Below are 13,431 nucleotides of genomic sequence, written 5' to 3'. Positions count from 1 at the left end.
TCGCAAGTTCAGGGAGCTTTATTCACAAGCTCAGGGTCTGCCGGCCATCATGACGTCGCTTCGCGGGCCAGCGATCGGCGACGGGTCCGAATCGGTCCCGGCACTGCCGGTCGCATATCATCTCCGGCGCACCATCGCGCTGGCCCTGCCCGTCATGGCGGCGCGGGCCGGGCTCGTCATCATGTTCACAGTTAATGCGATTTTCTGCGGGTTTCAGGGCACTGGCGCACTAGCCGATCTGGGCGCTGCCGCCATTCCGCAGGTGACGTTGATGGTGGTGGGCGTCGGTCTTCTGATCGGCACGATCATCCTCACCGCCCAGGCGGCAGGTTCTGGCAACCATGGCCAATGCGGCCAGGCGCTGCGCGGCGGCCTGACGATCGCCTTCTCCATAGGTGTGAGTTTCTCAATTATTCTTTTACCGGCCGAAGATCTGCTGCGGCTGTTCCAGCAGCCGGAGTCGACCTTTACCGGCGGCGGCAGGGCCCTCAACATCCTGGGTTACTCGCTGCCGGCCATTCTGATGTTCAGTGCCTGCTCGTTCTTCCTGGAGGGGATCAACCGACCCCTGCCCGGCATGGTCATCGCCCTTACCGGCAATGTCATCAACCTGGCGCTCAACTGGGTGTTCGTGCTGGGGCATCTCGGCGCGCCGGAAATGGGGGCCGCCGGATCGGCACTGGCCACCACGATCACGCGCTGGTGCATGCTGGTCAGCATCATCCTCTATTTGCTCACCATGCATGATCGCGCCAAATACAATGTCATCCCCTGGTTCAGTTTCGACCTGCAGGTCCTGCAGCGCCTGCTGGCACTGGGCCTGCCGCTGGCCTTTGCCATCGGCACCGAAACCGCCTGCTTCAATCTGATGATCTACATGGCCGGCTGGCTCGGCAGCACGGAATTGGCCACCATGTATGCCACCATCAACTTCACCAGCTTCGTCTATATGCTGACACTGGGCCTTTCCACCGCGGCGTCCGTGCGGGTCGGCAACGCCATCGGTCGGCGCAGCGCGCAGGACGTGCGGCGTGCCGGCTGGGTTGCGGTCGGTCTCGAATTTGCGGTGATGTGCCTGGTAGCCAGCATCACGGCACTGCTGGCCCCAAAGATCGCCGGCGCCTACAGCCAGGATCCGCTGGTCTTGCCCTTGCTCACCACGGCGCTGTCGCTTACCTCTCTGCTGTTCATCGTCGATGGCCTGCAAGGTGTCTTGATGGGCGCCTTGCGCGGCGCTGCCGACACCTTGATCCCGACCATCGTCTATGTCGTCAGTTTCGCCGTGGTGGGGATTCCCCTGGGCTATGTAATTGGATTTCAACACGGTGTCGGTGTGCCGGCACTGATCGGATCGCTGATCGCCGCCTTGATCGTGGCCACCCTGGGGCTCGGCTGGCGCTTTCATCGGCTGAGCCAGCGGGCCGAGGGGCTCTGGCGGTAAATCTGGGGCGGTCGTTTCTGGGGCGATAGATTTTGGGACGTTAGGATTTGGGGCGATGACTGAACGAAGCGATTTCCTGGTAATTGGCGCCGGTGTCTCGGGCGCTGCGGCGGCAAGCGAGCTTGCCCTTTCCGGCACCACCACCCTCCTCGAGATGGAGGAGCGTCCCGGCTATCACAGCTCGGGCCGCTCGGCAGCGCTCTATACGCCCAATTACGGCCCGGCCTTCGTGCGCACCATCATTGCCGCCAGCGCCAAATTCTATCGCGATCCACCTGCGGGCTTTGCCGACCAACCGCTGCTGAAACCGCGCCAGGCCCTGACCTTTGTGCCGGCAGGTCATGAAGCGAGAATTGACGAATGCATCGCGGCAGCGACCCCGGACACGCCGCTGGTCGAAATATCGCCGGCACAAGCCTGCGATCTCGCTCCCCTGCTGCGCCGCGAGATCGTCACGCGCGCAGTACTCGATCCGCATGTCATGGACATGGATGCCACCGCCATCCACCAGGGCTTCCTGAAACTGTTGAAGGGACGCCATGGCAAGCTGGTAACCGACAATCGCGTCACGTCCATCGTGCGAACCAAGAATGTCTGGCATGTCACCACTGCTACGGGCGCCGTCTTCGAGGCACCGATCCTGATCAATGCCGCAGGAGCCTGGGCCGACGAGATCGGGCAAATGGCCGGCCTGCCGCCCATCGGCCTGCAGCCCAAGCGCCGCACCGCCATCATCATCGCACGCGACCCCGACCTTGCGCCGGCCAACATGCCGGCGGTCGATGACGGCGCCACGGAAGCCTATGTGAAGCTGGATGCCGGTCGCCTGATGGCTTCGCTGGGCGATGCCACGCCGAGCCCACCTTGCGATGCGCAGCCGGAAGATCTCGACATGGCGATGATCGTCGACTGGCTGGAGCGCAACACGCATGTCACGGTGAAGCGCATCGAACATAGCTGGGCGGGACTGCGCAATTTCGTCGCCGATCATTGTCCCGTGGTCGGCTTCGATCGTGGGGCCGATGGCTTCTTCTGGCTCGCGGGGCAAGGTGGTTACGGCATCATGCTGGCCGCTGCGCTGGGGCGCATCACCCGGTCATTCGTCACCGATGGAAAATTGCCGGCCGATCTCGCAGCGCAAGGTCTGACGGAATCAGCCCTGGCACCGGATCGCTGCCGCCCCTGAATGCCCCCGGATGCATGCCCCGGCTGCCTCCAAAATAAGCTTAATTGGTTAAAAATGGGGCGATTTTGCCCTGGAACGGGTCGAAAGGCTTGGCGCTTAAGGGTTATCATGGCAGATTGCCCGCCTTAAGACATTCCGGGGGGAATGTCGCTACCCCCTCTATCGGGGGAACGGGGAGCTGGAACGCAAACGATGAGCGATTTGCAAAAAGAAACTGACGATCATGCCGACCGCCGTCGTGCACAACGCTATGTCGTCAATCTGCCGACCGACGTCCTGATCAAGGGCGCCCGCGTCACCTGCCGCCTCATTGATATTTCGGAAAACGGCGCGCTCATCGAAACGTCCGGGCCGGTGGCCGTGGGCGACAAAGTCTCGCTGGATCTGCCGAAGGTTGGCCCCACGATTGCCACGGTCGTGCGCGTCAGCCCCTCGCACATCGCGATGGCCTTCCCGGGCGCGATCATCATTTCGAGCATTGTGCGCTGAGATGAACTCCCTCTCCCTTTAGGGGGAGGGTTGGGGTGGGGGCTGCGTTCAGTCCCACTCCCACAAGCTATCACCCATGCCCCCACCTAACCTCCCCCTGAAGGGAGAGGGACAGCATCGAGCATAAAATGCTCACCCCGCCTTGTTCAGCCGGTCGATTTCTTCAAGAATTTCCGCGACTTCGAATTCGCTGAGCGCCTGGGCGCGGGGGATTTCGAGGTGCAGGCGGCCGGTGCCCAGATTGACCACCATGGCTTCCCGCTTGCGGCGATAGCGTTCCGGCATCAGATACATGCGGTCGCCCATCGCAAATCCCTTCACGTCCGGCGTCATGATGCAGGCGCCGCCCTGCGAGATGTTCTGGTAGTTGGTGATGGCAAGTGTGCGGCGCTGGTCCGCATCATCGAACACCAGCATCGCCGTGCCGCCAAATTGGAACCGCTGGTGTCGCCTATGGTCCGTGGGATCGTCGCCCGCCATGATGGCTATCCCTTCTCGCCGTTTTCGCCGAGTTCAATCGGTCGCCCTGAGGATACGGTTCTGCCCGGCCAGCGGCAAATGATATCGCCCCCGCTGCGATGCATCATTACTGCAAGGTTAACGTAGCGAAGGCCGATCGTCCCCGGTAAGCTCCCCGCGCCAGCTAGATCTGCTACCGCCAGCATGAGGGACTGCCACCATGGCCGAGCGCCGCAAGACCGATACCAGTGCCATGATGCAGCCGCGCTATACCGGCATCCCGACCTTCATGCGCGTGCCGCTGGTCGGCGATTGGAATGCCGTCGATATCGGTTTGATCGGCGTGCCCTATGACGGTGGCGTCACCAACCGCGCGGGCGCCCGCCATGGCCCGCGGGAAATCCGCAACCAATCCTCCCTCATGCGCACCTATCATCACGTCACCAGGGTCAGCCCCTATGATCTGGTGAGTGTCGCCGACCTTGGCGACGTGCTGTTCCGTCATCTGCTGGAGCACCCCAAGGCGCTCGATGAGATCGAGGCGGTCTATGCCAAGATCAAGGCACACAACATCATTCCGCTGTCGGCCGGCGGCGATCACACGATCTCGCTGCCGATCCTGCGCGCGCTCGCCAAGGAGCGGCCGGTCGGCATGATCCATATCGATGCGCATACCGATACCTGGGACATGTTCCAGGGATCGAAATTCTCGCACGGCTCGCCCTTCCGCAACGCCACCGAGGAAGGCTTGCTCGACCCCAAGCGCGTGATCCAGATCGGCATTCGCGGTGCGCAGACCACGGCCGATGGCTGGGACTTCTCGGAAAAGAGCGGCATGCGCGTCGTCTATATGGAGGAGTTCGCCGAGATCGGCGTCGATGCCGTGATCCAGGAAGCGCGCCGGGTGGTGGGCGACGGACCGGTCTACTTGAGCTTCGATGTCGACGGGCTGGACCCGATCTATACGCCGGGCACAGGCACGCCGGAGATCGGCGGCATCACCACCCTGGAAGCGCAGAAGCTGCTGCGCGGCCTGCGGCACCTCAACTATATCGGCGCCGATGTCGTCGAAGTGGCACCACCCTTCGATCCCACCGGCAACACGGCATTGGTAGCGGCGACGTTGATGTATGAGATTCTCTGCCTGCTGGCCGAGCAGATTGCGGCGGGGCGTACATAACCCCCGCACGTTCCCGCGTCATCCCCGAGCTTGACGGTTGAGAAGTGTTTGCCCCTGCTCTGAAGTCCCTCTACCGCGCGATATGGACGTCGGCGCCGATCCCCAGTTCCGCGCAGATGTCGCGTACCAGATCGGCGCGGTTGAGCGTGTAGAAATGGAAATGGCGCACACCGAACTTGAGAAGCGCGCGGCATTGTTCGACGGCGATCTCGACCGCGACGGCATTGCGGTCGTCCGACTCCTCCGCTGAGGCGGTGAGTCGGGCCCGGATGCTCTCTGGAATATGCGTGCCGCAGGCGGTAGCCATCGCCTCGGTCTTGGCCCAGCTGCGGATCGGCAGGATGCCGGGCACGATCGGTGCCGTGACGCCAGCCCGCGTCGCGCGCTCGACGAAGCGCTTGTAGCAATCGACGTCGAAGAAGAACTGCGTGATGGCGCGGCTGGCCCCCGCGTCGATCTTGCGCTTCAGATGATCGAGATCCGCACCGGCATTTTGTGCCTGGGGATGCACTTCCGGATAGGCGGCTACACTGATGTCGAACGGGTGCAGGCGGCGGAGGCCCGCCACCAGATCGTCGGCATAGGCATAGCCATTGGCAACCGGCGTGTAGCCAGCGGCAATGCCGGCCTGGGGATCGCCACGCAACGCCACGATCCGGTTGATGCCGGCCTGCCAGTATGAATCGGCGATGGCATCGATCTCGTCGCGGCTGGCACCGACACAGGTGAGATGGGCTGCCGCCGGCACGCCGGAGCGCGACTGCATTTCCGAGACCAAGGCGCGGGTCTGGTCGCGCGTCGAGCCGCCGGCACCATAGGTGACCGAGACGAAACGGGGGCCGAGGGCAGCCAGATCATCGGCCGCTTCCCAGAACGCATTGGCCAGCGACGGCTGCTTGGGCGGGAAGAATTCGAAGCTGACTGTGACGCCGGGGTCACGCATCTGCCGGGCCTCCTGGCGAAGCCTCGCCACCTGTTCAAAACGATCCTGAGGGGCGCTGCGCTCGATCATACTCAATGGCGGCATGTTCATGCTGGCGGCTCCGGGTTGATGGGCAACACGAGACACAGCATAACAGATTCGAGATATAATGATATCTTTATGTTATTTAAACAGGTGTATCATTATATGATTTTAATATAATTATTTCAGCTACTTAGATTTGGCGACGACGAAAACGGTCACCGGCAAGGCAGCCCGCCAGGCGTCAAAATCACCGAGCGGCTTGGCGTGGGAGATGCTGATCCGGGTGAGATCGCCGCCCACCTTGCCCTGCCAGTCGACCAGCAGCATCTCGCTCTGGACGGTAACGGCGTTGGCCACCAGCCGCCCGCCGGGCTTCAACGCCGCCCAGCAGAGATCGAGGACATTGGGTTCCGTGACACCACCGCCGATGAAGATGGCGTCGGGGGTTTCCAGACCGGCCAGTGCCGCGGGTGCGGCACCGGCGACAAGGGCGAGGCCGGGGACACCGAGGGCCAGAGCGTTGGCGCGGATGAGCTGCTGACGTCCAGCATCGGCCTCGATCGCGATGGCGCGGCAGGTGGGATGTGTCCGCATCCATTCAATGCCGATCGAGCCGCAGCCGGCGCCAACGTCCCACAGCAATTCGCCGTGACAGGGGCCAAGACGCGCCAGAGTCACCGCGCGGACATCGCGCTTGGTGAGCTGGCCGTCGTTTTGATAGGCGTCGTCCGGCAGGCCTGCCAGGGTCGAGAGCGGCCTTGCGCCAGCCGCTGCGCGACACTGGACGGCCACGAGATTGAGGGCGGCGATGTCCTGTGCCGGCCAATTGGCGGCGGTGCCCTCGAGGCGGCGTTCCTTAGGCCCGCCCATATGTTCGAGCGCCGTCATTTCGCTCGAGCCGAAGCCGCGGCCGGTCAGCAGCTTGGCGATGGCGGCAGGCGAGCCGCCATCATGGCTGAGGATGAGCAGCCGGGCGCCGTCATGGAGATGGAGATGAAGGCCCTCGATCGGCCGGCCATGGATGGTGAGAAGTGCCACATCTTGCAGCACCCAGCCCATCCGCGCGGCAGCGAGGGAGAAGGAGGATGGTGCCGGGAACACATGCATGTCACCCGCGGGCACCAGGCGGCTGAGGCTGGCCCCCATGCCGTAGAGCATCGGATCGCCGCTGGCCAGCACGCAGACCGGGCTGCCTTTGAGGGCGAGAACTTGCGCGAAGGCGCCCTCAAACGGTGTCGGCCAGGGGCGGCGTTCGGCAATCATCTCAGCAGGCAGCATGGCGAGATGCCGCTCCCCGCCGAAGACGATCCGGGCCCCGGCCAGGGCAGCACGCGCCGCAACGCTCAGCCCATCGATACCGTCTTCGCCGATGCCGACCAGCGTGAGCCAGGCTGCCATGTCGCATATCTCTTTGAAATGAGGGCCGCTTTTGCGCTTGAATACGGCATGGTGAAGCGCCCGGCAAGGGGTCGCACCCAAGGCAAACAGCGGAAAATCCACTTCCGCTCCCCTGCCCGCTCCTATAGAAGAAGGCCATTCACCGGTGCCCTTCGGGGCCTAAGAGGGAACGCGGGAGGGAGCAGGATATCGCCCCCAGCCGTGGCTGCCCCCGCAACTGTGAGCGGCGAGCCGATCGCGAAACAGCCACTGGACTCAGGTCCGGGAAGGCTATGATCGGCACCGACCCGCGAGCCAGGAGACCTGCCGATGAACCGGGTTGCGGTTGGATACATCGGTCGGGGCGTACCGATGCCGTGGCGGCTGGCCTTCAGATGAGGTCCACCACCCATTCACCGCGATGGCTTTTGCCGGTGACACCGTGACCGACCGTTCGTTTCAGAACGCAGATATGTCAGGCGAGATTGTGGGCAGCGCCGCCAATCGCCGCTTTGCCTGCCCGGGCCTCTTCCGCATCGTGCCCTCGCGCGACGGCGGGATCTGCCGCATCAAGCTGGCGCGCGGGCTGGTGAATTCGACGCAGCTCCGCGCGATCGCCGCGGCGGCCGCGCGCTACGGTGTACCGGCGGTCGAAGCCACCAACCGCAGCAACATCCAGATCCGCGGCGTGCGCGCCGGGTGCGAAGAGGCGCTCATCGAGATGCTGGTGGATGCCAGTCTTGGCCCCCGCACGGCCGGCGCCGACGATGTGCGCAATGTGATGGTCAGTCCGCTGGCGGGGCTCGATCCCGCAGCCCTGATCGACGTCGCGCCTTTGGCAGACGCCATTTTGGCGCGTCTTGAGGCGCAGCCCAGATACCACGCCCTGTCACCGAAATTCGCGATCCAGATCGATGGTGGCGAAAGCATCACCATGGTCGAACATCCCAACGACATCTGGTTTGCCGCGACCGACGCTGCGCATTTTGCCGTCGGCTTTGCAGGCGTTCCCGGCGAAAGGCCGGCGGGCATTGTCGCAGCAGCGGATGTTGAGGCGGCCTTGTTTGCCTTGCTGGATCTGTTCATAGCCGAGATCGGCAAGACCAATGCGAACGGGGACAAGATCACGCGCATGCGCCACCTGCTGGTGGCGCGGCGCGTCGAGGAATTGATGACCGCCCTGCCCTGTCCGGTCAGTGCCCCAGCCGGCTGGCACCGCGAAGAGCCGATGCTGCTTGGCCATATTGGCGCGCGTGAGCAGGCGGATGGGCGCTTTGCGATCGGCGCCGTACCGCCGCTGGGGCGCATCGGACCGTCAATGCTGCGCGGCCTTGCCGATCTTGCGGATTTGGCCTCGGCCGGGGAGATCCGCATGACGCCATGGCAGAGCGTGCTGCTGCCGAACATCGCCGAGGGCGCGCTCATCGATGCCGTGGCGCAGCTGGATGAGCTGGGCTTTATCACGCGGCCCGACCGGACCCTGGCTGCTGCCATCACCTGTGCCGGCAGCGCCGGCTGCAAATCCGGCCTCGCCGACACCAAGGTGGATGCGCTGGCCTTGGCGGACAGGATCGACGGGTCCGGCGCCAGCGTCTTTGGCATCCATCTTACCGGCTGCAGCAAATCCTGCGCGGCCCCCCGGCCGGCACCGGTCACGTTGCTGGCTATTTCACCCGGCCACTACGATGTCTTCGTGCGAAACGATGTCTTCGCGCAAAACGAGGGGGAAACGGCGGTTTTTGGCAAGCGGATCGGGGCCGACCTCACTATCGAACAGGCAGGCGATCTGCTGGCCGCCACATATTTGCGAGTTCCGGAGTAGAGTGATGATCAATTACGAGCGCGATGGGCAGGAAATCTACCGCCAATCCTTTTCCATCATCCGCGCTGAAGCCGATTTGACCGGCATCCCGAGCGACCTGGAAAAACTCGCCGTCCGTGTGGCGCACGCTTCCGGCATGGTCGATGTCATCCGCGACCTGCGCTTCTCGGATGGTGCCGGCGCCGCGGGCCGCAAAGCGCTGGCCGAAGGTGCGCCGATCCTTGCCGACTGCCGCATGGTCGCCGAAGGGGTGACGCGCGCGCGCCTGCCGATGAAGAACGAGGTTATCTGCACGCTCTACGATCCGCGCGTGCCGCAGATGGCGCAGGATACCGGCAACACGCGCTCGGCAGCAGCGCTCGAATTCTGGCGCGACCGGATGGCCGGCAGCATCGTCGCCATCGGCAATGCGCCCACCGTGCTCTTCCGCCTCCTCGAGATGCTGGATGAAGGGGCGCCGAAACCGGCGCTCATCCTGGGTTTCCCCGTGGGCTTTGTGGGTGCCGCGGAATCCAAAGACATGCTGGCGCAAGACAGCCGCAATGTCCCCTATGTGATCGTGCGCGGCCGCCGCGGCGGCAGCGCCATGGCGGCAGCAGCCGTCAACGCCCTGGCAACGGAGAAAGAATAATTACCATGAGTAAGCCAGGACGTTTGTTCGGCCTCGGCGTCGGCCCGGGCGATCCGGAACTGATGACCGTGAAGGCGGTGCGGCTGTTGCAGCAATCGCCCGTCGTCGCCTATCTGGCGGCGAAGGGGAAAAAGGGCAATGCGCTCACCATCATCGAATCCTATCTGAAGCCCGAGCAGATCACGATGCCGCTGATTTATCCGGTCACCACGGAAAAGCTGCCGCCGCATCTCAATTACGAAACGCTGGTCAGTGATTTCTACGATGCGTCGGCCGAGGAAGTGGCTGTCCATCTCGATGCCGGCCGCGACGTCTCAGTCATCTGCGAGGGCGATCCCTTCTTCTACGGCTCGTTCATGTATCTCCATGACCGGTTGGCGACGCGCTATGAAACAGAAGTCGTCCCCGGCGTCTGCTCCGTGCTGGGTGCAGCCTCGGTTCTCGGCGCGCCGCTCGTCTATCGCAACCAGAGCCTCGGCATCCTCTCCGGCGTACTGCCGGAAGAGGAATTGAAGCGGCGTCTTGCGGACATGGATGCGGCCGCGATCATGAAGCTCGGCACCAATTTCGAGAAGGTGCGCAAGGTCGTCATGGAGCTGGGGCTCGGCGACCGTGCGCTCTATGTCGAGCGCGCCACCATGGGCAATCAGAAGATCCTGCCCCTGGCCGAGGTCGATCCGAAAAGTGCACCCTATTTCTCGATCGTGCTCGTGCCCGGCAAGAAGTGGCATTCCTGATGAACGGGCCGGCCATCGTCATTCTTGGCGCCAATTCGCTGGCGACGGCCATGAAGATCAAGGCGGCGCTGCCGGATTCTGCGATCTATGGACTGGCGGGACGGGTCGAGGGTGCCGACATTTCCTACGACGAGTTCGGCGTGACCTTGCGCGATCTCTACACGGCCGACCGGCCGATCATCGCGCTCTGCGCGGCAGGGATCGTCATCCGGTCGCTGGCTGCCTTGCTGCAGAACAAGCAGGCGGAACCGCCGGTGCTGGTGGTCGCGGAAGATGGCAGCGCCGTCGTCCCACTGCTGGGTGGTACGCGCGGCGTCAATGTGCTGGCACGCGAGATCGGTGCGGCGCTGGAGACAGCGCCCGCGATCACCACGACCGGCGAGCTGCGCTTTGGCACCTGCCTGCTCAACCCGCCCAAGGGCTATCGCCTGCGCAACCTTGCCGATGGCAAGAGCTTCATCGCCAATCTGCTGGCCGGTGCCAAGATGCGCGTCGAGGGGGAAGCGCCCTGGTTCGCCGACGCCAAGCTGCCGATAGACGCAGCAGGTTCGCTCATCGCACGCATCACCCATGCCGATGTCGAGCCGCAAGCGGATGAATTGCTGTTCCATCCGCAGAATATCGTCATCGGTATCGGCCGCACAGACCCCGATATCGCGGCACGCATCCTCACGGCCCTGGCGCAGGCCCAGCTATCGCGCCATGCGCTGGCGCTGCTGGTGGCGGCGGAACGCGATGCTGCCAGCCCACATCTGGCAGCAGCAGCCGAGGAGCTTGGCGTGCCGCTGCGCTATGTTGCCGATGCCGGCACGCCGGAACGGCTGGTGCTCGCCGCCATTCCGGAACCGGTCCAATCGCTCACCATCGAGACCATCGCGATTGCCGTCGCAGCCAAGCCGGAAGAGGTGCAGATGATCGGCCGCAGGCGCGGTCGCCTCGCCGTGGTGGGCCTGGGGCCGGGCGATGCCAGCATGATGGTGCCGGCCGTGCGGCGTGAGCTTGACCAGGCCGAAGATATTGTCGGCTACGATACCTATGTGAAGATGGCCGGCCCCCTGCGGCCCGACCAGATCGTGCATCCGTCCGACAACCGCGAAGAACTGTGGCGCGCGCGCCAGGCCTTCGCGCTGGCAGCCAGCGGCCGGTCGGTGGCGGTCGTTTCGTCCGGCGATCCCGGCGTCTTTGCCATGGCATCCGCCGTTCTGGAAGCGCTCGACGGCGCCGAGGATCCCAGCTGGCATGGTGTCGATCTGGTCGTGCTGCCAGGTGTCTCGGCAGCGATGGCGGCGGCAGCGCGGATCGGCGCACCCCTGGGCCATGATTTCTGCATCATCTCGCTCTCCGACAATCTCAAGCCCTGGCCGGTGATCCTGGACCGCCTTGCCCATGCGGCATCCGCCGATTTCGCCATGGCCTTCTATAACCCGATCTCCAAAGCACGTCCCTGGCAATTGGGCGAGGCTTTGGACCTGCTGCGCAAATACCGGGAGCCGGAAACGCCGGTGGTGCTGGGCCGCGACGTGGGCCGGCCGGCGGAGCGTGTCACCCATGTGACGCTGGGTGCGCTGACGCCGGAGATGGTCGACATGCGCACCGTCGTCATCATCGGCTCGTCAACAACGCGCACCATCAAGCGCCCCGATGGCAGCGCCTGGGTCTATACCCCGCGCTGGTACGGCGAGAAGCCAGCAGAGACAAAACAAGATGAGGCCAAGCAGGCCTAAAGCTGCTGCACCCACCGGATCGCAGCAGCGATGTCCGCTACTTGCGGCACGTCGGGCCGTAGCGGCCGGCGCTGCATGATCACGCGGATGCCAAGTTCGCGGGCTGCCTGCAGCTTGGCGTCCGTGGCCGAGCCACCGCTGTTCTTGCAGACGATGCAGTCGATGCGCCGTGACCGCAGCAAGTCGCGTTCGTCCTCAAGGCGGAAAGGCCCGCGCGCCAGGACAATCTCGGCATCGGCAAATCTGATACCGGCATCGGGTGCCTCGACCGCGCGAATGACGAAGCCGATCTCGGTCAGCGCGGTGAAAGGTGCCAGCTCCTGGCGGCCCAAGGCGAGGAACACCCGCCTGGCCGATCCGCGGAGCGCTGCCACGGCTTCATGCCAATCATCGACCTCGGTCCAGGCGTCGCCAGCCTGCGGAACCCAGGCCGGCCGTGCAAATCGCAGCAGGGGAATACCGGCTGCCGCAGATGCTTCGGCAGCGTTCCAGCCCATGCGGCGGGCGAAGGGATGCGTGGCGTCTATCATCGCCGCGATATTGTTGTCGCGCAGATAGGTGGTGAGGCCGGCGACGCCCCCGAAACCACCAACGCGCACCTCGCCTGACGGCAGCTTGGGGTTGGCGACACGGCCGGCGAGTGACGAGATCACCCGGACGTCCGGCAGCGCGTGCAACGCGTCGGCAAGCGCGATGCCTTCGCCGGTGCCGCCGAGGATGAGGATGGTTTTGGGAGTCATTGTGCGGCGTTAGTACCAGGACATTTCAAACTTCGCACTTCTCTCTCTCCCCTCGCGGGAGAGGGACGGGGTGAGGGGGTGGTTGGAGCTCACTCGCTGATAGATCCCCCTCACCGCTCGCTCGCGCTCGCCGCCTCTCCCGCGAGGGGAGAGGCTTATTTAGGAGGCCTTCGCCGACCATGACGACGTAAGTGTTAGCCGCCCTCTAGCCCACATCACTTCTTGTGATAGACGATGCTCTTCCCGTCGGCGGTGGTGAGGGTCAGTTTGTCATCCTGCATCTGATAGCCGGTTACTTGAGTGAGCAGGCTGAGATAAGCCTGCTCCTGCGCCATCACGGCATCCGGCGAGCAGGCCATCCGGGTCGAGAAATCCTGCGTGAAGGTGAGCGCGTCGCCGGTAAGCTGATAGGCGCTGCCATAGGTGTTGCAGCCGGCCTTGCCACCGGCGCGATTGATACGATCCATCAACAAGGTGACGTCAGTGCCGCCGACCACCGGTGCGCCGGCGATATCTTCGGCGATCCAGACCGGACCGACGATCTCGGAGGTCGGAGCTGCCTCTGCCTCACCCTCCGGCCCAACCACCTTGGCCGTGGTGCAGGCAGAGAGTAAGAGCGCCGTCGAAAATGCCAGGGGAACGATGAACCGCATGAACCATCTCCATTGTTTCATTCCG

Annotated in this window: 13 protein-coding genes and 1 riboswitch; of the genes, 8 read left to right on the top strand and 5 right to left on the bottom strand. The window is 64.1% G+C overall.

The features are described from left to right. Window positions 1–49 precede the first annotated feature (49 nt). The 3 genes from AC1DWZ_RS12710 (at window position 50) to AC1DWZ_RS12700 (ending at window position 3,116) form a co-directional block, all read left to right on the top strand. Window positions 50–1,441 carry an MATE family efflux transporter gene (locus AC1DWZ_RS12710; protein WP_477169261.1) on the top strand — a complete coding sequence of 464 codons (1,392 nt, stop codon included), beginning with the start codon at window positions 50–52 and terminating at the stop codon, window positions 1,439–1,441. A gap of 55 nt (window positions 1,442–1,496) precedes the next feature. Next, a complete protein-coding gene (locus tag AC1DWZ_RS12705) occupies window positions 1,497–2,627 on the top strand; it encodes an NAD(P)/FAD-dependent oxidoreductase (RefSeq protein ID WP_477169260.1) in 1,131 nt (376 codons plus the stop codon). A 192-nt stretch (window positions 2,628–2,819) separates the two neighbouring features. Further along, on the top strand, window positions 2,820–3,116 hold the full coding sequence (locus AC1DWZ_RS12700) for a PilZ domain-containing protein (protein ID WP_477169259.1): 297 nt from the start codon (window positions 2,820–2,822) through the stop codon (window positions 3,114–3,116). A gap of 132 nt (window positions 3,117–3,248) precedes the next feature. Here the strand turns inward: AC1DWZ_RS12700 and AC1DWZ_RS12695 are convergent, their stop codons facing one another. Continuing rightward, window positions 3,249–3,596 carry a hypothetical protein gene (locus AC1DWZ_RS12695; protein ID WP_477169258.1) on the bottom strand — a complete coding sequence of 116 codons (348 nt, stop codon included), beginning with the start codon at window positions 3,594–3,596 and terminating at the stop codon, window positions 3,249–3,251. Window positions 3,597–3,795: 199 nt separating this feature from the next. Between AC1DWZ_RS12695 and speB the strand changes: the two genes are divergently transcribed. Then, window positions 3,796–4,755, top strand: coding sequence for an agmatinase (gene speB / locus AC1DWZ_RS12690; RefSeq protein ID WP_477169257.1), 960 nt, complete (start codon window positions 3,796–3,798; stop codon window positions 4,753–4,755). Between the two features lie 70 nt (window positions 4,756–4,825). Here the strand turns inward: speB and metF are convergent, their stop codons facing one another. Both metF and cbiE read right to left on the bottom strand, forming a co-directional pair. After that, window positions 4,826–5,698 carry a methylenetetrahydrofolate reductase [NAD(P)H] gene (gene metF / locus AC1DWZ_RS12685; protein ID WP_477169256.1) on the bottom strand — a complete coding sequence of 291 codons (873 nt, stop codon included), beginning with the start codon at window positions 5,696–5,698 and terminating at the stop codon, window positions 4,826–4,828. 210 nt (window positions 5,699–5,908) lie between these two features. Further along, window positions 5,909–7,120, bottom strand: coding sequence for a precorrin-6y C5,15-methyltransferase (decarboxylating) subunit CbiE (cbiE, locus tag AC1DWZ_RS12680; RefSeq protein WP_477169255.1), 1,212 nt, complete (start codon window positions 7,118–7,120; stop codon window positions 5,909–5,911). 126 nt (window positions 7,121–7,246) lie between these two features. Beyond that, a riboswitch (cobalamin riboswitch) is annotated at window positions 7,247–7,445 on the top strand. 126 nt (window positions 7,446–7,571) lie between these two features. On the opposite strand from cbiE, the gene cobG reads away from it, so the two are divergent. Genes cobG through cobJ form a run of 4 tightly spaced genes read left to right on the top strand, consistent with a single transcriptional unit; the run spans window position 7,572 to window position 12,013 of the window. After that, window positions 7,572–8,921, top strand: a complete 1,350-nt coding sequence (cobG, locus tag AC1DWZ_RS12675; protein ID WP_477169254.1) for a precorrin-3B synthase — start codon at window positions 7,572–7,574, stop codon at window positions 8,919–8,921. Between the two features lie 4 nt (window positions 8,922–8,925). Further along, the gene (locus AC1DWZ_RS12670; RefSeq protein WP_477169253.1) at window positions 8,926–9,552 is read left to right on the top strand and encodes a precorrin-8X methylmutase; all 627 of its coding nucleotides are present in this window, start codon (window positions 8,926–8,928) and stop codon (window positions 9,550–9,552) included. Window positions 9,553–9,557: 5 nt separating this feature from the next. Continuing rightward, entirely contained in the window at window positions 9,558–10,289 is a 732-nt protein-coding gene (locus tag AC1DWZ_RS12665) for a precorrin-2 C(20)-methyltransferase (protein ID WP_477169252.1), read from the top strand. Beyond that, window positions 10,289–12,013 carry a precorrin-3B C(17)-methyltransferase gene (gene cobJ, locus AC1DWZ_RS12660; RefSeq protein ID WP_477169251.1) on the top strand — a complete coding sequence of 575 codons (1,725 nt, stop codon included), beginning with the start codon at window positions 10,289–10,291 and terminating at the stop codon, window positions 12,011–12,013. Before AC1DWZ_RS12665 ends, cobJ begins: the two co-directional genes overlap by 1 nt. On the opposite strand, the gene AC1DWZ_RS12655 is transcribed toward cobJ, so the two are convergent. Both AC1DWZ_RS12655 and AC1DWZ_RS12650 read right to left on the bottom strand, forming a co-directional pair. Further along, complete coding sequence (locus AC1DWZ_RS12655) at window positions 12,010–12,753, bottom strand: cobalt-precorrin-6A reductase (RefSeq protein ID WP_477169250.1); 744 nt, start codon at window positions 12,751–12,753, stop codon at window positions 12,010–12,012. The genes cobJ and AC1DWZ_RS12655 overlap by 4 nt on opposite strands. Before the next feature lie 215 nt (window positions 12,754–12,968). Continuing rightward, entirely contained in the window at window positions 12,969–13,406 is a 438-nt protein-coding gene (locus AC1DWZ_RS12650; RefSeq protein ID WP_477169249.1) for an META domain-containing protein, read from the bottom strand. Window positions 13,407–13,431: the final 25 nt, after the last annotated feature.

This window comes from Dongia sp. P2_B8, assembly GCF_056404715.1.
The sequence above is the reverse complement of the archived record's forward strand: the minus strand, read 5'-3'. Positions and strand labels throughout refer to the sequence as shown.

Coding starts and splice junctions, on each gene's coding strand:
- cobG (WP_477169254.1), top strand. CDS start 7,572: ATGTCAGGCGAGATTGTGGGCAGCGCCGCCAATCGCCGCTTTGCCTGC.
- metF (WP_477169256.1), bottom strand. CDS start 5,698: ATGCGTGACCCCGGCGTCACAGTCAGCTTCGAATTCTTCCCGCCCAAG.
- AC1DWZ_RS12705 (WP_477169260.1), top strand. CDS start 1,497: ATGACTGAACGAAGCGATTTCCTGGTAATTGGCGCCGGTGTCTCGGGC.
- AC1DWZ_RS12700 (WP_477169259.1), top strand. CDS start 2,820: ATGAGCGATTTGCAAAAAGAAACTGACGATCATGCCGACCGCCGTCGT.
- AC1DWZ_RS12695 (WP_477169258.1), bottom strand. CDS start 3,596: ATGGCGGGCGACGATCCCACGGACCATAGGCGACACCAGCGGTTCCAA.
- AC1DWZ_RS12650 (WP_477169249.1), bottom strand. CDS start 13,406: ATGCGGTTCATCGTTCCCCTGGCATTTTCGACGGCGCTCTTACTCTCT.
- cbiE (WP_477169255.1), bottom strand. CDS start 7,120: ATGGCAGCCTGGCTCACGCTGGTCGGCATCGGCGAAGACGGTATCGAT.
- AC1DWZ_RS12710 (WP_477169261.1), top strand. CDS start 50: ATGACGTCGCTTCGCGGGCCAGCGATCGGCGACGGGTCCGAATCGGTC.
- AC1DWZ_RS12665 (WP_477169252.1), top strand. CDS start 9,558: ATGAGTAAGCCAGGACGTTTGTTCGGCCTCGGCGTCGGCCCGGGCGAT.
- cobJ (WP_477169251.1), top strand. CDS start 10,289: ATGAACGGGCCGGCCATCGTCATTCTTGGCGCCAATTCGCTGGCGACG.
- AC1DWZ_RS12655 (WP_477169250.1), bottom strand. CDS start 12,753: ATGACTCCCAAAACCATCCTCATCCTCGGCGGCACCGGCGAAGGCATC.
- speB (WP_477169257.1), top strand. CDS start 3,796: ATGGCCGAGCGCCGCAAGACCGATACCAGTGCCATGATGCAGCCGCGC.
- AC1DWZ_RS12670 (WP_477169253.1), top strand. CDS start 8,926: ATGATCAATTACGAGCGCGATGGGCAGGAAATCTACCGCCAATCCTTT.